This window comes from Corallococcus sp. AB045, from assembly GCF_003668895.1.
GTDB lineage: Bacteria > Myxococcota > Myxococcia > Myxococcales > Myxococcaceae > Corallococcus > Corallococcus coralloides.
Window position 1 is genome coordinate 1 of sequence record NZ_RAWN01000183.1, and the last position, 18,580, is coordinate 18,580.

14 protein-coding genes and 1 pseudogene are annotated in these 18,580 nt (G+C 70.4%); 10 read left to right on the top strand and 5 right to left on the bottom strand.

Annotated elements, in window-relative coordinates; genetic code table 11:
• Nucleotides 1-258 precede the first annotated feature (258 nt).
• Nucleotides 259-2,529, top strand: a complete 2,271-nt coding sequence (locus D7Y21_RS32070; protein WP_199724137.1) for a di-heme oxidoredictase family protein — start codon at nucleotides 259-261, stop codon at nucleotides 2,527-2,529.
• A gap of 77 nt (nucleotides 2,530-2,606) precedes the next feature.
• Here the strand turns inward: D7Y21_RS32070 and D7Y21_RS32075 are convergent, their stop codons facing one another.
• Nucleotides 2,607-3,914 carry a hypothetical protein gene (locus tag D7Y21_RS32075; RefSeq protein ID WP_121717674.1) on the bottom strand — a complete coding sequence of 436 codons (1,308 nt, stop codon included), beginning with the start codon at nucleotides 3,912-3,914 and terminating at the stop codon, nucleotides 2,607-2,609.
• A 314-nt stretch (nucleotides 3,915-4,228) separates the two neighbouring features.
• Here D7Y21_RS32075 and D7Y21_RS32080 point away from each other — a divergent pair, with 314 nt between their 5' ends.
• On the top strand, nucleotides 4,229-4,936 hold the full coding sequence (locus tag D7Y21_RS32080; protein ID WP_120560942.1) for a hypothetical protein: 708 nt from the start codon (nucleotides 4,229-4,231) through the stop codon (nucleotides 4,934-4,936).
• Between the two features lie 16 nt (nucleotides 4,937-4,952).
• On the opposite strand, the gene D7Y21_RS32085 is transcribed toward D7Y21_RS32080, so the two are convergent.
• Complete coding sequence (locus D7Y21_RS32085) at nucleotides 4,953-7,862, bottom strand: hypothetical protein (protein WP_121717676.1); 2,910 nt, start codon at nucleotides 7,860-7,862, stop codon at nucleotides 4,953-4,955.
• A gap of 183 nt (nucleotides 7,863-8,045) precedes the next feature.
• Between D7Y21_RS32085 and D7Y21_RS32090 the strand changes: the two genes are divergently transcribed.
• On the top strand, nucleotides 8,046-9,755 hold the full coding sequence (locus tag D7Y21_RS32090; RefSeq protein ID WP_121717687.1) for a GTPase: 1,710 nt from the start codon (nucleotides 8,046-8,048) through the stop codon (nucleotides 9,753-9,755).
• 222 nt (nucleotides 9,756-9,977) lie between these two features.
• Here D7Y21_RS32090 and D7Y21_RS43370 read toward each other — a convergent pair.
• A pseudogene (locus D7Y21_RS43370) lies at nucleotides 9,978-10,382 on the bottom strand (M23 family metallopeptidase); the annotation flags it as partial.
• A 370-nt stretch (nucleotides 10,383-10,752) separates the two neighbouring features.
• On the opposite strand from D7Y21_RS43370, the gene D7Y21_RS32100 reads away from it, so the two are divergent.
• The 7 genes from D7Y21_RS32100 to D7Y21_RS32130 all read left to right on the top strand — a co-directional run bounded on the left by D7Y21_RS32100 (nucleotide 10,753) and on the right by D7Y21_RS32130 (nucleotide 17,360).
• Nucleotides 10,753-11,391: a TetR/AcrR family transcriptional regulator gene (locus tag D7Y21_RS32100; RefSeq protein ID WP_120560939.1), complete on the top strand. Its 639-nt coding sequence runs from the start codon at nucleotides 10,753-10,755 to the stop codon at nucleotides 11,389-11,391.
• Nucleotides 11,392-11,411: 20 nt separating this feature from the next.
• Nucleotides 11,412-12,311, top strand: coding sequence for a sterol desaturase family protein (locus D7Y21_RS32105; RefSeq protein WP_121717678.1), 900 nt, complete (start codon nucleotides 11,412-11,414; stop codon nucleotides 12,309-12,311).
• 180 nt (nucleotides 12,312-12,491) lie between these two features.
• Nucleotides 12,492-14,081, top strand: coding sequence for a glucose-6-phosphate isomerase (locus D7Y21_RS32110; RefSeq protein ID WP_121717680.1), 1,590 nt, complete (start codon nucleotides 12,492-12,494; stop codon nucleotides 14,079-14,081).
• Nucleotides 14,082-15,035: 954 nt separating this feature from the next.
• The gene (locus tag D7Y21_RS43080) at nucleotides 15,036-15,260 is read left to right on the top strand and encodes a hypothetical protein (protein ID WP_233591297.1); all 225 of its coding nucleotides are present in this window, start codon (nucleotides 15,036-15,038) and stop codon (nucleotides 15,258-15,260) included.
• Between the two features lie 120 nt (nucleotides 15,261-15,380).
• Complete coding sequence (locus D7Y21_RS32120; protein WP_120560936.1) at nucleotides 15,381-15,962, top strand: class I SAM-dependent methyltransferase; 582 nt, start codon at nucleotides 15,381-15,383, stop codon at nucleotides 15,960-15,962.
• 57 nt (nucleotides 15,963-16,019) lie between these two features.
• A complete protein-coding gene (locus tag D7Y21_RS32125; RefSeq protein WP_121717682.1) occupies nucleotides 16,020-16,790 on the top strand; it encodes an SDR family NAD(P)-dependent oxidoreductase in 771 nt (256 codons plus the stop codon).
• A 42-nt stretch (nucleotides 16,791-16,832) separates the two neighbouring features.
• Nucleotides 16,833-17,360: a hypothetical protein gene (locus D7Y21_RS32130; RefSeq protein WP_120560934.1), complete on the top strand. Its 528-nt coding sequence runs from the start codon at nucleotides 16,833-16,835 to the stop codon at nucleotides 17,358-17,360.
• Here the strand turns inward: D7Y21_RS32130 and D7Y21_RS32135 are convergent.
• Complete coding sequence (locus tag D7Y21_RS32135) at nucleotides 17,350-18,360, bottom strand: cytochrome d ubiquinol oxidase subunit II (protein ID WP_121717685.1); 1,011 nt, start codon at nucleotides 18,358-18,360, stop codon at nucleotides 17,350-17,352. The genes D7Y21_RS32130 and D7Y21_RS32135 overlap by 11 nt on opposite strands.
• Nucleotides 18,350-18,580 (bottom strand): cytochrome ubiquinol oxidase subunit I (locus D7Y21_RS32140; protein WP_147469432.1); only part of this gene is annotated, 231 nt, incomplete at its 5' end. The genes D7Y21_RS32140 and D7Y21_RS32135, both read right to left, overlap by 11 nt.

The window sequence follows — 18,580 nt, forward strand, 5'->3', positions numbered from 1 at the left end:
GCCCCATCCCCCGCCGCCACCCGGGCGGAGGCCCTCCACGGCCCCAGCGCAACACAACGCGTCAATCCCTGACAACACGGCGCGTCAGGGATGACATCAATTTCACTTATTTATCAGTTATCACGTCTAAGTCGAATTCTCCGACCTCCCACCTTGCGGCTCCCAGGCGTTCAGACTTTCTTCGGACAAGCTACGAAGTCCCCTTCGCAGCGCTCGCCGTCCCACGCCCCATCCACCCCCACAATGGAGTTCGCAACCATGAGCCGAAGCAGACTCACGGGAATCGCGCTCGCATTCCTGGCCGTCAGTTGTCTGGCGGTTCCCTCCGCAGAAGCCGCCACGTATGGCGTTACGCCATCGGGCTCATCCGCCCTCTTCTACGTCGACACGACGGACTGGGCCGACATCCACTACAAGCTCAACGACGGCCAGCAGCTCAACATCCGCATGACGGTGACGGGCGGCCGCAACCAGTTCACCGTCAGCGGCCTGAGCGCCGGCAACTACATCGACTACAACTTTACGTACTGGGATGTGTCGTGCGCCTGTGCGCGCGACACGACCTGGACGCGCTACACGCATACCGGCACGGGCGGTGGCACGGACGCGGGCACGGGCACGCCTGATTCGGGCACGGGCACTCCCGACGCGGGCCCTCCGCCCAACGGCGACGCGGGCCCGGTGGTGCCGCTGTTCACGAGCAGCACCGCGCTGGAGCCGGCCACGGTGGAGAACACCTCCACGGCCCTCATCACCCGCGTGGGCGACCGCGTCCGCGACCGCCACATGCGCGAGGACCAGTACCAGGCCTACGACCACTACCTGAAGCTGTACTTCGAGAAGCGCACCCACTGGATTGAAATCGTGGACACGGTCGCCAAGGGCGGCAGCGTCATCACGGTGAACCTGTACACGATTTATCCGTATGACTCGCCGGACTTCCGCGCGTTCTTCCGCGGCCTCAACACGGTGGCGGAGTACTTCCACAACGCGGACTTCGTGAAGGTGAACGACTACAAATACACGTCGTCGGTGAACTTCAACGCCAAGGAAGGCCGCGCCATCCGCGTGGGTGACCGGATGGAGCTGGAGATTGGCGTGTTCCTCCAGGCGCCGGTGGAAGGCCGCTTCAACTACTACTCCACGGGCATGCTCTACATCGTGGGCCAGGGCGGCATCGTGCCCTTCGAGGGCCAGGGCAGCATCCGCGACTCCTTCCCGCTGCCGGAGAAGGCCTGGGCGGGCGGCCGCACCACGCTGCACACGCCGTTCTCCAACGAGCCGGACAACCGCTTCCTCCAGATGGCCACCAACCTGGCGCCGGTGAACGCGCAGCCCTTCGTGGAGGGCCGCCGCCTGCACCACACGAACTTCCGCGACGGAAGCCACTCCGAGCCGGACAACCCCCTCTTCACCGCGCACGCGAACAAGCTGGGCAACAACTACGTCAACGTGTCCTGCATCTCCTGCCACAAGCAGAACGGCCGCGGCCTGCCGCCCACCACCACGAACACCACGCTGGACAACTACGTGGTGAAGGTGGGCAAGGTGAACGGCGGCACCGTGACGGTGGACCCCGCGCTGGGCTTCCGCTTGCAGCCGCGCGCGGTCAGCGGCACGCCGGAGGCGGACGTGCGCATCGGCAGCTGGACGACGACGGCGAGCGGCACGCTGCCCGGCGGCACGACGTACAGCCTGCGCAAGCCCAACTACAGCTTCCTCAACGTGACGCCGACGAACTTCTCGGCGCGCATCACGCCGCAGCTGGTGGGCCTGGGTCTGCTGGAGGCGGTGCCGGAGTCCCAGATTGCCGGCCTGGCGGACCCGAACGACGCGAACGGCGACGGCATCTCCGGCCGCATGCAGACGGTGAAGGACCCGGAGACGGGCGTCACGCGCATGGGCCGCTTCGGCTGGAAGGCCGGCACGGCGCGCGTGAAGCACCAGGTGGCCGAGGCGCTCAACAGCGACATGGGCGTGACGACGAACGTGTTCAAGACGCAGGACTGCGGCTCGTCGCAGCAGGGCTGCGCGGGCACGAGCACGGAGCTGGGCGACAGCGAGCTGGACAAGATGACCCGCTACATCGCCCTCCTGGGCGTCCCCGCCCGCCGCGACCACTCGGACGCGACGGCGATGCAGGGTGAGACGGTGTTCACCAACGCGGGCTGCGCGAAGTGCCACGCGCCCACGCTGACCACCAGCCAGTACAGCGCGATGAACGAGCTCCGCGGCCAGACCATCCGTCCGTACACGGACCTGCTGCTGCACGACATGGGCGCGGGCCTGGCGGACAACCTGCCGGAAGGCCAGGCCTCCGGCGCCGAGTGGCGCACGGCACCGCTCTGGGGCATTGGCCTGACGGCGGGCGTGTCCGGCGGTGAGGCGTACCTGCACGACGGCCGCGCGCGCAGCGTCACCGAGGCCATCCTCTGGCACGGCGGCGAGGGCGAGGCCGCCAAGCAGGCCTTCGTGAACCTCAGCGCCGCGGACCGCAACGCGCTCCTGAAGTTCGTCAACTCGCTGTAAGGCGACAGGCCGGCTTCAAACCCAGACGCCGGGCGGGAGGGGCCATCCGTGCCCCTCGCGTCCGGCGTCGTTCCGTTTCAGGGCGCGAGGGGCGGCGCCTCGTAGCCCACGGTGCCGGCGGCATTGCCGTCGTAGGTGCCGGCGCTCTGGGTGAAGGTGGCGTTCTTGAAGACGAAGACGCCCCAGCCGGCGCCCTGCGACACGAGCGAGTCGGACAGTTGCAGCCGGCCCCGCCCCAGGCCGCTTCCCACGGAGATGCTGGCCCGGATGTCGCCCGTGCGCGTGAAGTAGTCACAGCAGAAGGGGTCCGAGCCGCCGTGGCTCACCCGCGCGTGGGCGAGGACGTTGTCCGGGTTCAGGGAGAGGATGGAGATGCCCTTCCAGTACCCCGGCGTCTCCGTCCTGCCCGTGAACACGATGGGCGCCTCCGCCGTCCCTCGCGCCACCAGGGAGCCTGTCTCCGTGATGCGGAGCCCGGACTCCGCCTCGAACTGGAGGCGCACCCCCGGCTCCAGGGTGAGCGCCCCCGCGTACTCCACGGTCGTGTCCGGAACGCCGGTGGAGACACCATAGGGCACGTCCAGCTTGCGCAGCGTCTGCGCCGTGGTGGTGTCCGCTTCCGGCGCCGCCAGCAGGTGGACGGCGTTGTCGCCGTTGGCCTCCGGCTGGGTGGGGCTGTTCCCGGAGTAGATGCTCGCGCCGTCCAGCGCGCCCGCGGTGGACACGCTCACCACCACGGGGGCGCCCAGGTTGCCCCGGAAGAGGTTCCGCGAGAAGCCGGGCAGCCGCGCCTTGTTGAAGGCGAACAGCCCCTGCGTGCCGCTCTTCTCCACCGTCGTGTGCGCGATCCGCACCTGGCTGCTGGCTCCCTGGTTGGAGCCCACCACCACGGACGCCCGGGCCTCCAGCCTGCCGCCCGGCCCGTAGAAGAAGTCACAGCAGAAGGGCTGCTCGCTGCCCGCGTAGGAGATGACCACGTGCTCCAGCGCGTTCTCGGGGGTGTTGGACTTGAAGGCGAGCCCCTTCCAGAAGCCCGGCGTGGGCGTCGTCCCCGTGAAGGTGATGGGCGCGGCCTCGGTGCCCACCGCGTGAAGGGAGCCCGTCGCCGTGACGAGCAGTCCCGCGTCGGGACCGAAGCGGACCACCGTGCCGGGGGCGAGGGTGAGCGCGCCGTGCACCTCCACGACGCCCGTCACCTCATAGGAGCACCGCTCCTCCCCCGGCGCCCAGGCCGTCGTGGAGGTCAGGGCCTTGGAGATGGTCCGGACACAGCCGCTGGGGGAGGGGTCCTCGCCGGGGTCATCCCCCGGCCCGGCCGGGTCTCCGCCGCAGGCCGTCAGTACGGAGGCCACCGCGAAGGGAAGGAGGGACAGGTATCGCGTCATGCATGCCACCCAGGAAGGAGCCAGCGGCGAAGGCCGCGCTCGCGCAGGGGGGATACGCCGGCCCCGCCCGCTATTCTCACGAAGCACGAAGTAACTCCCCGGGCTCACTGTGAACGCATGAACGGGCACACCCTACTCCACGGCGGGAACACATCCGCGGATGCGCCCTGACACCCAGGTGGCCCAGACGACTGCGCACGGGAGCACGGTCGGCGTCCGCGATGCGCAATGGCAGACAAGTGCGGTGGAGTCCCCACTCCCGGCCTTATGAAGCGTTCCGACATTTCCGGTGTCCCTTTCCCCGGAGAACGCCCATGGCGCATCGTCCCGCCCCTCCGCCGCCGCTTTCCGACAATGCCATCCAGGTAGAGGCCGTGGCCTTCATGGATGCACGGGGACACTGGCTGACCGCCGTCGCGGCGCGGCGGGTCGCGGCGGTGCGCGAGTTCTTCCGGCAACACGCCCACCTGCGGCGCGACTTCCTCCGGGAGCGGGCCGAAGAGGAGCGCCAGGAGGGGCGGCTCGCCCTGGAGCTGTTCTCCCGCGCGGTCCAGCGCGTCCGGTGGCTGCTCACCACCGGGGAAGGCCCCACCACGCGCATCCATGGCGCGGAGGCCGGACGCGACCTGGGCCTGCTGTTCGCGGGCACGGACTCCGGACTGGATGGCCTGACGTCGGAGCGGGACCAGCGCTGGAACCTCAACCACCCGCACCCGCTCCCGCCCACCGGCTTTCGCACCAGCCGCCTCAATGAAGACGGCCCGCGGGAGGACCAGACCCACCACCTGGCCTTCTACGCGATGTTCGGCGCCTCCAACGACAGCTTCCCCGAAGAGCAGCTGAACAAGCTGATGGGCACGCTCAGCGACATGGGGCCTCCGGATGAACAACACCTGGCCTGGGACGGCATCGACCTGGGGCGCATGCTGAGCGACCCGCGCTTCGACGTGAACGCCTGGCTCTGGAAGACCGTGGGGGACACGTGCCAGGTCCCGCCGGCCGCCGAGGCCGTCGCGAGCTGAGGGCCGTTGGAGCGGCTCAAGGGATGGGCGTCAGCGGCAGCAGGACGAGCTCCTTGGGGTACTTCGCCGGGTCGTCGGGTTTGCCCCAGGGGATCCGCACATAGGACAGCCAGCGGCCATCGGGCGACACCAGGGGGGCGCGCACGCCGTAGGCCTCGGACTCCAGGGGCAGCTTCGAACACATCCACGGGCGCACCGCCGTGCACAGCCACGGTGAGCGTTCGTTCTTCGGGACGTGCAGCAGGAACCTGCCATTCCCCAGCGAGGCGGAGCCGCCGCCTGCGCGCGCCGCGAGCGCCAGCTCCTCCACGGTGGGTGCACGCGTGCGCACGGGGCCCACGTCCTCGGGGACTTCGATGACCTTGAACTCCGGGGCCAGTTCGCCGCGCGAGGTGTCCGCGATCAACGAGGCCCGCGACGACAGCGGCAGGACGTCGCGCATCTGTTCCGAGAGGGGAACGGAGCGGCCTCCCATCGGGTAGCACGTGCCCGGGTGATACTGCGACTTCAGGAGCAGGTCCTCACGCGGGAACGGGCGGTCCTGCCTGGCGACCACGGGCCCCCACTCGCGCGCCGCCGGGTCGTAGCAGCGCACCTGTGCGCCATCCGCCTGGACCAGGCACAGGGTGCCATCCCGCCAGTACAACTGGGGCTGGAGCTCCGGGGGGATGCTGGGGACGAATGGCACCTGGCCGATGACCTCCGCCTTGCCCTTCACCGCCCCGACGCTCAACGGAAGAGGAAGCGTGGCGGCCTTGAGCCGCTGCTGGAGGACGCGCATGCCGTAGCGTTCCGCGCAGGCGCCGTCGGTCTTCAGCGAGACATGCAGCTCCGGGTGGCCCCCATCCGCGAGCGCCCGCCGGGCGGAGATGGCCTCCAGCGCCGTGGAGAGACAGCCCATGCGGGAGATGTGCCCGTCCTCATTCGGCTTCTTCCCGTACGAGACCTCGCGCGCGTCCTCATTCAGCTTCACCAGCCGCGCGAAGGCGTTCAGGGCCTCAATGGCGGGCGCGTCGTCGCGGGCGAGCAACGCGTGGAGCCGGGTCTCGGTCTCCGGCGCCAGGGCCCAGCGCACCGCGCCGAACGCCCCCATGTTCGCGGTCAGCGTCAACGCCGGAAAGTCGGGCACGCCCTCCACCCACAGCGACAGACGGCCCGGCTGGCAGCGCATCTTCACATCGCCTTCCGATGACCGGCTGTCCCCGGTGACGGCGGAGGCGTAGCGGACGAACTTCAGGCCCCCGGGTACGGTCAATTCCTGACGCAGCTTCACCCAGCCGCTGTGGCAGGCATCCGCCGGGTCGAGGGGGTTGTACGGCGAGGCGGTGCGCTTCGTCTCCAGCTCGAAGGGGATGCGTGGATCCTGGCCCAGGTCGCAGGAGATCCTCGCGCGGGTAAGTCGCTCGTCGTCGTTCCACTTCAGCGCGGGCCCGTCCCAGGCCGGCTTCTGCATCACCACGTCCGTCCGCACGAGGCGCGGTGCCGTCGAAACGGGCTCGCGGGGCGCGACGTACGGCCCCAGCTCCAGGGAGCGCACGACCAGCCCCAGCGTGCGGTCATCCGAGTCCACCTTGCTCGGAGCGGCACCGCGCAGGTAGGCGACCCACCGGCCGTCCGGGGACACGCGGGCCTCCGACAGCCGGTTGCCGCCCTCATCCTCAGGCCCACGGTCCCATTGGAGGGACCAGCACCCCAGGGGCCTGCCCACGGAGCAGAACTGCTTGCGGTCCTCGTCCAGGATGAACCGGCCTCCGCCGAGGAGCCGGGAGCCGGTGGACGCGAGCATCGCCTTCTTCAGTTCCTCCGCTTCCGGCGCGCGCATGCGCGGTGGACCGTCCCCTTCGGGGACCTCCATGACGAGGGTCTCGTGGGTCCACGTGTTCCAGAGCAGGACGGCCCGGGGAGACAGGCGCAATTCAGGCTGGAAACTTTCGGGAGGACGGACGTTCCGGGTCCCCAGGGGAATGCCGCAGCGACCCATCCGCGGGCTCCAGGCGGACTGATCACCCCGGTTCACGGAGACGGCCTTGCCCCAGCGCCGCGCCACGGGGTCGTAGCAGCGCATCCGCTTACCGGTGTCCTGCTGCACCACGCACAACCGACCCTGGCGCCAGAACAGGTCCGAGTCCGCTGTCGAGTCCGGCTCGGGCGGCTGGAGCTCGCCGATGGTTTCGGGCTCGCCTGTCTTCAACGGCGGTCGGTCTCCCTCCAGGTCCGGAGCCAGGACATCGCGAGGGATGTACGTCCCCAGGTCGCCGCCCGCGGCCAGGACGGCGTGATTCCGGGCGCGCTCGAGCGCGGCGGCCAGCCCCGCGACGCTGTCCGCCTCCGGCAGTTTCGTGTCACGACCGGACAAGCGGGAAGGGACGCCCTTGCCGACCAGGAAATCCAGCTCCTCCAGCGCCCCGCGGGCCCCGGCGTCGTCGCGGACCAGCAGGGGCAGGATGCGCGCTTCGCTGTCCCGGGACACCCGAAACTTCACGGAGGCGGAGGTGGCGCCGATACCGATGGGCTCCAGCGTCAGCAGGGGGGCCTCGGGCACGCCTTCCACGGACAGCTCCAGCCGCCGCGCCTCACAGCGGACGCGGATGCGGGGGCGCGGGGGAGGCGGTGGCAGTTGGGTGCCAGGAGCGTCATCCACGACGCGAAAGCTGCGTTCGACCTGTGAGCCATCTGGCAGGGACAGCTTCTGGGTGATGACCGCCTCGGCGGGCCGGCAGAAGTCCGGAATGGCCTGCGTCACCTCCACGGACTGGGAGACGGTGATGTCGGGGGTCTTGCCTGGCCCCAGGTCGCAGGCAGCGGACTCCGTGAGCTTGGGAGGAAGCGCCTTCGCCTCCGCGAAGGTCCGCGGCTCGGCGGCGAGGACCACGCCTTGCGACGGCGGTTCCGCGGAGAAGGCCAGGGTCGCGGACAGGGTCAGCAAGAGCCCCAGACACCCCCCACGAACGGAACGAAAGCGCATGTGCCCCGGACCGTATCAGCAGGCCATCCCCAGCCGTCCAGCCAGGGGCCGGTGAGCGCGAGCCGCGGGGGAATGCACGCTGGCGCACCGTCGCCGCGCATCTTCGTAGCCAGCGCGAGCCCGCCGCGCCACGCTGGCCCCTCCGTGGACGACACCCGCCTTCCCGACCCCGAAGCCCTCCGCCCGCTGCTCACCGACGCACTTTCGCTGCCCGCGCTGAAGCCCCATGGCCCGCGCCTGGAGCGGCTCCTGGAGGACTACGCGCGGGGCGTGGCCCGGAAGGACGCGCCGCTCGTCGTCGCACTGGTGGGCGCCACCGGCGCGGGCAAGTCCACCCTGCTCAACGCCCTCTCCGGCCAGAACCTCTCCCGCGAGGGCGTGGACCGCCCCACCAGCACCGTCTCCACCCTCTTCGCGCCGGAGGGCACGCCCACGGACGAGCTGGCCCGCACCGGCGCGCGCGTCGTGCGCTACACGCCCGGCCCACAAGGGCTGTGGAGCGGCCAGGTCTTCATCGACACGCCGGACCTGAACAGCGTGGCCACGGCGCACCGGGATGTCGCGCGCGCCGCGCTGGACAAGGCGGACGTGGCGCTCGTCGTCATGCACCGGGGCAGCGTCGCGGAGGCCACCCAGGTGGAGTTCCTCGCCGAGTTCGCCCGCCGCCGCGCGCTCGTCTTCATCCTCAACTTCGCGGACGAGCTGTCCGCCGAATCCCGCGACGCGCTGAAGTCCCAGGTCCGCCGCGTGGCCACCCAGCACTACGGCCTGGCCGCGGAGGACGTGCCCGTCTTCGCCATCAGCGCGCGCGCCGCGAAGGACGGCCAGGACGTCTCCGGCGAGTTCGGCCCGCTCCTCTTCCACCTGCGCGGGCTGGCCACCCAGGCCGTCGCCGCGCGCGTGCGCCACACCAACGCCCTGGGCGCGCTGGAGGAGTTCGCCAACACCGTCCAGAAGGCGCTGGACGACACGGACGCACTGCTCGCGAAGACACGCACCGCGCTGGACGCGGGGCTCGCGCGCGCGGCGGAATCGCTTCAAGGCGACTTCGACGCGCGGCTGTCCCTGGCCCACGGGCACCTGGCGTCGGAGGTGCGCAGGCAGGCCGCGGGCCGCTTCTGGGGCCCGGCGGCGTGGGGGCTGCGGCTGTCGTTGTGGGGCGCGTCCGGGATGGGCGTGGGAGCGCTCGTCGCGCGGCGCAGCCTGCCCGCGGGGCTCGCGGTGGCGGCGGCCTCCACCGTGGTGGACGCGGTGAGGGACCGCACGCGCGCCCGCGCCGCGGAGGTGGCCGTGGTGGAGCCCTTCGAGGACGACTTCCTCGCGGAGTCCGCCGCGCGCACCGCCCTGGCGGAGGCGCGCAGCGTGGCGCGCACGCAGGGACTGGAGGCGGAGAGCCTGGGCGTGCCGGACGTGGAGGTGATGCTGGCGGAGCTGCGCGTGGCCCGCGCGGGCGCCTGGCGCTACACGGCCTCCACCGCCGTCGCGGAGGCCGTGGCCCGCTGGTGGCGCACGGCCCGGTGGCTGGTGTTGCCGCTCATCAACCTGCCCCTGCTGGCGCTGCTGGGGCACGTGGGCTACCGCGTGGTGCGCGGATACGTCGAAGGCCCCCTGTTGCCGTTGGAGTACTTCCTCAACGCGGGGGCCTTCTTCGGGTTGCTCGCGGGCGCCGGAGCGCTGCTCGCGTCAGCGAGTCTCGTCGGAGCCGCTCGCCATGCGGGGAGAGCGGGCCGGGGGCGTTTTGTCGAGGCCCTCGCCGCCCTGGGCAGGAGGCTGGGAGAGGCCGTCGATGATGGCCTTGGCACCGGGCGGCAGGCCGCGCGACGCATCCTGGAGCGGATTCGCGCTGTCGGGTGACATGGACATGACGGCCTGGCCGGGCAGGTGGACGCCGCCGTTGGAGGCCATCATCGGCTGCGCGGAGTCCTTGCACAGCGGCGCCGACACCAGCGTCTCACGCACCGGATCGCCAAAGCCCGCGATGCGCGCGGGCACGGAGGGGTTGTTCCACCCGGCGCCCTGCTCCTTGGCGACCTTGAAGTGCAGGTGCGCGCCGCACGCCCAGCCCGTCGCGCCGGAGAAGCCGATGAGCTGGCCCTCCTTCACGCGCTCACCGGCCTTCACCACCACGGCGCTGAAGTGCAGGTACTGCGTCTCCAGCCCGTCGCCGTGGGAGATGACGACGTAGTTGGCCAGCGGCGCGAACTGCTCGCCGCACCCGCCCTGCTTGCTGTCGCCACGCGCCATGCGCACGACGCCGTCGTGCGACGCCACGATGGGCGTGCCTTCCGGCATCCGGAAGTCCCACGCGAACGTGTCGTTGTGCTGGTGGCTGCCGGTCTCATGACCTTGGCTCACCGTATAGATGCGACCACATGCGAAGGGCACGCCCACCTCGGGCAGGTTCGCAGCCGCCTGAGCGGGAGGAGGGAGGATAGGAGCCGAAGCCAGGAGGGAGCCGACGAGAAGAGCGGTAATGGTCATATCGGGGCGGGCGGACAACCGGTGCAAGGGCTTGCGCTATTTCCCTTGGATTTTCGCCCAGTCCCGAACGGATCACTAGCAGCCGAGCCACGCCCCGCTCCGTCCCAAGGGGGCGACCCTTGACCACACTCCAGAGGGAAAATGGCCCGAAAGCACAGGAGCGCCTGACTCCCTGTCTGCTCAGTTGGCAGGCATCAAGCCTCTCAAGCCTTGCCGCTCCAATCCCTGTCATCTGACCGGATATAAAGGCAGACGCCCGCCTGCTCGAATGCCCTACGGGCAGGCCTGGGCGTCCGCGGATCGCCCCCCGCCGGAACCGGCCTTCAGAAAGTGACTGGTCACTTTTTAAGTTGGCGGTTATCGTTCCGGCATGTCCCCGAAGTCCGCCTCCAAGAAGGCCGCGGCCCCGGTGCGCCGCACGCAGGCGGAGCGCCGCGAGTCGACGCGCCGCAAGCTGCTGGACGCCACCATCGAGACGCTGGTGGAGCAGGGCTATGCGCGGCTGACGACGGTGGAGGTGGCGAAGCGGGCGGGGGTGTCGCAGGGGGCGCTCTTCACGCACTTCGAAACGAAGGAGGAGCTGCTCGCGGTGGCGGTGGAGCACCTCTTCCCCCGCCTCATCCAGGACTTCCTCGCGGGCGTGGGAGCGCGTCCGTCCGGGAAGGACCGGGTGGGGGCGGCGGTGGACATGTTGTGGACGGCCTACCAGCGGCCGGAGTTGCAGGCCGCCATCGAGCTGTACGTCGCGGCGCGCACCAGCCCGGAGCTGCAGAAGGCGCTGGCGGTGGTGGATGGGCCGCACCGCCAGAACATGCACCGCGTGGCGCGCGAGCTGTTCCCGGACGTGGCCGCCACGCACCCGGAGTTCGACGGCGTGGTGGAGCTGGCGCTGGACGCGGTGCAGGGCGCGGCGGTGGGTGGAGCCGCCCGGCCTTCGGATCCAGCGCACCGCCGCATGTTGGACACGCTGGCGCGCTTCATGCGCATCGCGTTCGCACCCAAGGATTGATTCGCAGGAGGTCAGCAGCCATGGACATGTCGCACATCCCCGACCTCATCACCCCGGCCATCCCGGTGTTCGTCATCACCGTCATCGCCGAGGCCCTCTGGGTGCGGAAGCTGCGGCAGGAGCGCGGCGAGAGCATCAAGGGCCACACGTGGAAGGACACGTTCGCCAGCCTCTCCATGGGCCTGGGCAACGTGGCGGTGAGCGTGTTCTGGAAGGGCGTGGCGTTCGCGGGCTACGCGGCGCTCTACCACCTGACGCCCTTGCGCCTGGGCCACGGGCTGATGGCGTGGGTGCTGCTCTTCTTCCTGGAAGACCTCTGCTACTACGCCTTCCACCGCGTCCACCATGAGAGCCGCTTCTTCTGGGCGTCGCACGTGGTGCACCACTCCAGCCAGCACTACAACCTGTCCACGGCGCTGCGGCAGACATGGACGCCGATGACGGGCTGGGTGTTCTGGGTACCGCTGGCGCTGCTGGGCTTCTCCCCGGAGATGATCGTCACGCAGCAGGCGGTGAGCCTGCTGTACCAGTACTGGATCCACACGGAGGCCATCGACCGGCTGCCGCGCCCGGTGGAGTGGCTGTTCAACACGCCTTCGCACCACCGCGCGCACCACGCGTCCAACGCGGCCTACATCGACGTGAACTACGCGGGCATCCTCATCATCTGGGACCGCCTCTTCGGCACGTTCGTCCCGGAGACCGAGCGCCCCATCTACGGGCTGACGAAGAACCTCACCACGCACAACCCGGTGCGCATCGCGTTCCATGAGTTCGCCGCCATCGCGAGGGACGCGGCCCGCCCGGGGCCGCTGAGCCAGCGGCTGGGCTACATCTTCCGCAACCCGGCCTGGAAGCCCAAGGGGGCGTCGCAGCCGTCGGAGTCCCCACCCGTGGAGGCCGCGCCCTCGGCACCGTAGGGCCCGCGCCCTTCCGGGTGGAGGACAGCTTGGGGGTGGAACCGACGTCCAGGCGACGTCCAGGCAACGGGGACCGCGACATCGTTGCGTCCGCGCCGTGCGGGCCTTGCTACGGTGCGCCGCGACGGTTCTGGCGGGCGCCGCGCATGAGGTCGGCGCCCCTTGCAAGGGAGTCGGGTCATGACGGAGCGCGAGTTGTGGGAGCGGTACCAGCGGCACCTGTGCGTCGTCCCTTCCTTGGGGCTCACGCTGGACATCTCCCGCATGAACTTCGGCGCGGACTTCCTGGACGGGATGCGCTCGCGCATGGACGCGGCGTTCCAGGCCATGGACGCGCTGGAGAAGGGCGCCATCGCCAATCCGGATGAGAAGCGCCGCGTGGGCCACTACTGGCTGCGCGCCCCGGAGCTGGCGCCGGAAGCGGAGCTGAAGACGGCCATCACGGACATGCAGGCCCAGGTGGCCGCGTTCGCGAAGGACGTGCACGCGGGCAAGGTGAAGCCCGTGAAGGCGCAGAAGTTCACGCAGGTGCTGATTGTCGGCATTGGCGGCTCCGCGCTGGGTCCGCAGCTGGTGGCGGACGCGCTGGGCAGCGGCCGGGACGCGATGCAGGTGCACTTCCTGGACAACACGGACCCGGACGGGATGGACCGGGTGCTCAACGGCCTGGGCGAGCGGCTGGCGGAGACGCTCGCCGTGGTCATCAGCAAGTCCGGCGGCACCAAGGAGACGCGCAACGGCATGCTGGAGGCGGAAGCCGCCTACAAGCAGCGCGGCCTGGACTTCGGCGCGCACGCGGTGGCGGTGACGGGCGACGGCAGCGAGTTGGACACCTACGCCAAGGGCCACAAGTGGCTGCGCACCTTCCCCATGTGGGACTGGGTTGGCGGGCGCACGTCGGTGATGTCGGCGGTGGGGCTCCTCCCAGCCTGGTTGCAGGGGCTGGACGTGGACGGCTTCCTCGCGGGCGCGAAGGACATGGACGCGGCGACGCGCGTGCATGACGCGGCGGCGAACCCGGCGGCGCTGCTCGCGCTGATGTGGTTCCACGCGGGCGGCGGCAAGGGCCAGAAGGACATGGTCATCCTGCCGTACAAGGACCGGCTGATGCTGATGTCCAAGTACCTCCAGCAACTGGTGATGGAGTCGCTGGGCAAGGAGCTGTCGCTGGACGGCAAGGTGGTGAACCAGGGCATCGCGGTCTACGGCAACAAGGGCTCCACGGACCAGCACGCCTACGTGCAGCAGCTGCGCGAAGGCGTGAACAACTTCTTCGCCACCTTCGTGGAGGTGCTGAAGGACCGGGAGGGCAAGTCCCTGGCGGTGGAGGGCGAGAACACCAGCGGCGACTACCTGCTCGGGTTCCTGCTGGGCACGCGCCGGGCGCTGTTCGAGAAGGGCCGCGAGTCGATGACGCTCACCGTGCCGGACGTGAGCGCGCGCACCGTGGGAGCGCTGATTGCCCTGTACGAGCGGGCGGTGGGCCTCTACGCGAGCCTCGTGAACATCAATGCCTATCACCAGCCGGGCGTGGAGGCGGGCAAGAAGGCCGCGGGGCGCGTGCTGGAGCTGCAGGGCAAGCTGCTCTCGAAGCTGAAGGCGGCGAAGGCGGAGGCGCGGTCGGCGGATCAGCTGGCGCAGGACATCGGCGCGGCGGATGAAGTGGAGACGGTGTTCAAGCTGCTGCAGCACCTGTCCGCGAACGGCGACCACGGCGTGAAGCGCTCGGGTGGAGCGCGTCCGGCGGAGGCCCGCTTCCAGTCCGTGTGACAAATCATTGCCCGCAAGGGCAATGCCTGACGGTTCCAGGCCACGGCTAGCCTGGACCGTCATGGGCCGAGCACACGCGGTGGGGCTGTGGCTGTGCGTCCTGGGCGGGCTGGCGGCATGCCCGGACGTGCACCGCCCGGGCGGCAAGCTGGACCGGGCGGCGCACAAGGATGCGGTGGAGCAGATCCCGAGATCCATATGCAGTGAGGAGGTTTATAGGCTGCTCTGTCCCGATGACGCCGAGCCGAGCGAGGAGTGCATCGCGCGGTGTGGTGGCCCATGACGCGGCCCTGGCACGTTCCCGCGAGCTTGGTGGCTTGCCTCGTCCTCCTGGCCCCCGCCCTCTTCGTCCTCCAGCAGGTGCGGGAAGCCAGTGCGACCCCCAGGCCGGAGCCGGCGGAGGGTCTGGTTCCCATGCTGACCTACGACGAGCGGATGCGGCGGGTGACCTATCACCACACCTGCTCGAAGCAGGCCGACTGTGAAGCCCCTCTCGTCTGTTACCGCGACATCCGCTTCCGGCGCTATTGCACGGACAGCGCCTGCACGGCCGACAGCCAGTGCCCCGAAGGGCAACGATGCACGAGCCTGCCGGTCCCCAGCGCGGGCGGAATCCTGGTCAGGCTCTGCGCGCTCGTTGGCATTCGCCAGGAGGGGGAACGCTGCTTGGAGACCGCTTTCGATGCGACCTCCGCATGCAGGGCCGAGTTCGAGTGCGTGGGGAGGGATGGCTACTGCGCTCGTGCCTGCACCCCTGGCCAACCCGGGGCGTGTTCGGAGGGATTCTTCTGCGCGGACGTGAAGCCGAAGCCCTCGTGTCTCCCTACGTGTGAGGAGCACGGCTGCCCTCAGGGGGAACGCTGTATCCCGTTCGCGGAAGGCACCTCCATCTGCGCATCCATCTATGGTCCGAACTGCCTGGATACCCCCTGTCCCGAGGGCCGCAAATGCGAGGTGGTCTCGCACTCGAAGTTCCCGGGCAAGGTCTGGGCGGAATGCATCCAGCGTTGCTCCGCCACGAACCCGACGTGCGGCGAAGGACAGGTCTGTGACCGCTACCACTGCATCCAGGCCTGCGACCCGAACGGCCCCAACCCCTGCGCCGAGGGCTTCCACTGCGACCGGCGCGGCGAGAAGTTCCCGTGGTCCTGTCAGCCGGACACCTGGCGCGGCGGTTGATCAGCGCCCGATGCTCTGACTGCCCCAGGGTCGACACCTTCATGGCCCTAGGCGCACGGGATGTGGAGGGCCCGGACGGGTCCCATCGTGAGGATTCGACATCCTCCAGGACCCCTCTCGATGAAACCTTCATCCGTCTTCCTGCTGGCCCCTCCCCTCCCCACTCGAGAAGCCGAAGACCCGTGGCCCTTCGCCGCGCACGGCTGTGTGCGCAGCCGCGATGACGTCACCCTGGCCTCGCTCCCCCGCGCGCGCTACCGCTCCGCCCTGGAGATTGGCGGCGGCATCGGCCTGCTCACGGAGAAGCTCCAGGCGCGCTGTGACGCCCTGCTCTCCGTGGAGACCTCCGACTCCGCCCAGGCCCGCGCCATCCACCGCTGCCGCCACCTGTCACACGTGCGCTTCCAGCAGATGAGCGTGCCGGAGCGCTACCCCGAGCAGACCTTCGACCTCACCCTCGTGTCCGGGCGCGGCGCCTGGTGGAGCCTCCCGGAGCTGGCCCTCGCGCAGCAGCGCATCCTCGAACACCTGGAGCCCGGCGGGCACCTGGTCCTGGTGCACTGGACCGGCCAGACGCGCGACATGCGCTGCAGCGGCCACGAGGTCCACGACGCCTTCCGCCGGCTCGCCCCCAGGCGCCTGCGCCACCTGCGCGGCGAGATGGAGGGCACCTGGCGCCTGGACATCTTCGAACGGCTTTGAACGCCCCCGGTGAATCCCGTCCCCCACCCGGCCCGGGCCAGCGGTAGAAGGGACGGTATGGAACTCGGAATCACGGGGAAGTCGGCGCTCGTCACCGGCAGCAGCCGGGGCATCGGGCGGGCCATCGCCATGGTGCTGTCGCGCGAGGGCGCCCGGGTGTGCATCTGCGCGCGCCACCCGGAGCAGTTGGAGGTCCTCGCGAAGGAGCTGCGCTCCGAGGGCGCCCAGGTGGCGACAGTGGTCACGGACGTGGCCACGCAGGAGGGCGCGTACCTGGCGGTGGACTCCACGGTGCGCGCCTTCGGTTCGATGGACATCCTGGTGAACAACGTGGGCGGCAGCGGCGGCGCGGGCGCCTTCGACGCGGCCAGCACCCAGCAGTGGAACGACGTCATCCAGCGCAACCTGATGTCCGCTGTGTGGTGCAGCCAGCGCGCGGTGCCGCTGATGCGCCAGTGCGGCGGCGGCAGCATCGTGCACATCAGCTCCATCTTCGGCCGCGAGTACGCCACCAGCGCGCCCTACAGCGCGGCCAAGGCGGGCCTCATCGCGCTCACCAAGGAGATGGCCGTGGACCTGGCGTCCCAGCGCATCCGCGTCAACGCCGTGGCCCCGGGCTCCATCTTCTTCCCTGGCGGCAGCTGGGACCGGCGCAACCAGCACGACCCGGAGGCGGTGTCCAAGATGGTGCGCGAGCAGATTCCCTGGGGCCGCTTCGGCACGCCCGAGGAGGTGGCGGACGTGGTCGCCTTCCTCGCCTCGGAGCGGGCGAAGTGGGTGACGGGCTCCACCGTCCCCGTGGACGGCGGCCAGGGCCGTGCCTACTGAACCCGGTTGCGGTATGGAGTCCGCGCGAATGAGGCCAATGCATTGCTGAAGCTCTACAAGAAGGACGGCGACACCCTGCGCTACTGGGAGGCATGGGAGCACGAGGGTGTCGTCACGGTGCACTGGGGCACCGTCGGTGATGGAGGCGAGCAGAAGGCCGTTCCCGTCCCCCCGGACGAGGACCCCGACATGGTCATCGCTCAAGAGGCCGAAGCCCTGGTGGACGCCGGCTACGACGAGCCCGAGCCGGACTCCATGTCCGTGCTGCTCGTCGAATACACCGTGCAGGGCAAGGGCACCGGCCACGACTTCGAGCAGCGCAACGCCGTGGAGGAGCTGCTCACGGACGCGCTCGGCTGGACGGGCAACGGCGAGGTGGAGGGCGGCGAGACGGAAGAGGGCGTCATGCGCGTGCACTGCCGCGTGATGGACCCCGACAGCGCCGCGCGCACCGTGGTGGAGGCCCTGGACTCGGAGGACCTGCTCGAAGGGGCCCGCGTGCTGGTGGCGCGGGGCGACGAGAAGCCCCGCGTCGTGCACCCGCCGCTGTTCCCCGTGCTCAAGTCGTAGGCTGGCCCCGGGGCCCGAAGACGCGGAACAGCAGCACCAGCGACGGCCCCACCGTCACCAGGCCCACCCCGAGCGCCACCAGGAGCAGCCGCTGCACCACCGGCTGCGCCGCGGCGCTCTGGAGCGTCAGGTGCGGGTAGACGAGGTAAGGCGCCTGCGACACCGCCCACCCCAGCACGATGAGCCCGCCCTGCGTGGCCGCCGCCACCCGCGCGGCCCGGAAGCGCCGCGTCCACAGGAGCGCGAACGCCGTCACCGCCGCCACCGCGGTCCCCACGTGCAGCGCCAGCGCGAACGGCGTTCGTGACAGCCCGAGCCAGATGCGGGGCGCGCCCTCGCGCGACAGCAGCAGGGCGGCCAGGGCCAGCGGGAACAGGAGCCCGCCCGTCACCAGCGCCCGGCGCCGGAAGTCCTCCGCCAGCTCCGGCGTCCGCGCTTCGTGCGTGAGGTACACGGCCGCCAGGAACGCGAACAGCCCCAGCGTCAGCACGCCCACGGACAGCGCGAAGGGCGACAGCCACGACGCGAAGAAGCCGCTCACCACCGCGTGCCCCTGCATGCGGATGGCGTCGCTGGCCACCGCGCCCACGCACATGCCCAGCAGCAGCGGCGCCACCACGCTCGCCACGCTGAACACCACGCCCCAGCGGCGCTCCACCGCGTCCCCGCGCGTGTCGTAGGCGCGGAAGGTGAACGCCGTGCCCCGGAACACGATGCCCAGCACCAGCAGCGTCAGGGGAACGTGCAGCGCCACGCTCAGCGCCGCGAAGGCGCGAGGAAAGCCGCTGAAGAGCAGCACCAGCCCGACGATGAGCCAGACGTGGTTCACCTCCCACACCGGGCCGATGGCGTGGGCGATGAGCGCGCGCTGCTCCGCCTTGCGAGGCCCGCGCGCCAGCAGGTCCCACACCCCACCGCCGAAGTCCGCCCCGCCCAGGAGCGCGTACAGCACGAACGTGCCCGCCACCGCGAGCCCCAGCACCGTCGTCTCAATGGACATGGGCCACCTCGCCATCCGCGGCCGCGCCGGGCCCCTTGGGCAGCGTGCCCGCCACCTGCCGCCAGAGCACGAAGAGCACCGTCACCCCGAGGAACAGGTACACCGCCGTGAAGGTGAAGAACGGCGCGGCCAGGTGCGGCACCGGCGTCACCGCCTCGCCCGTGCGCATCACGTCCCGGACGATCCACGGCTGCCGGCCCCACTCCGTGACGAGCCACCC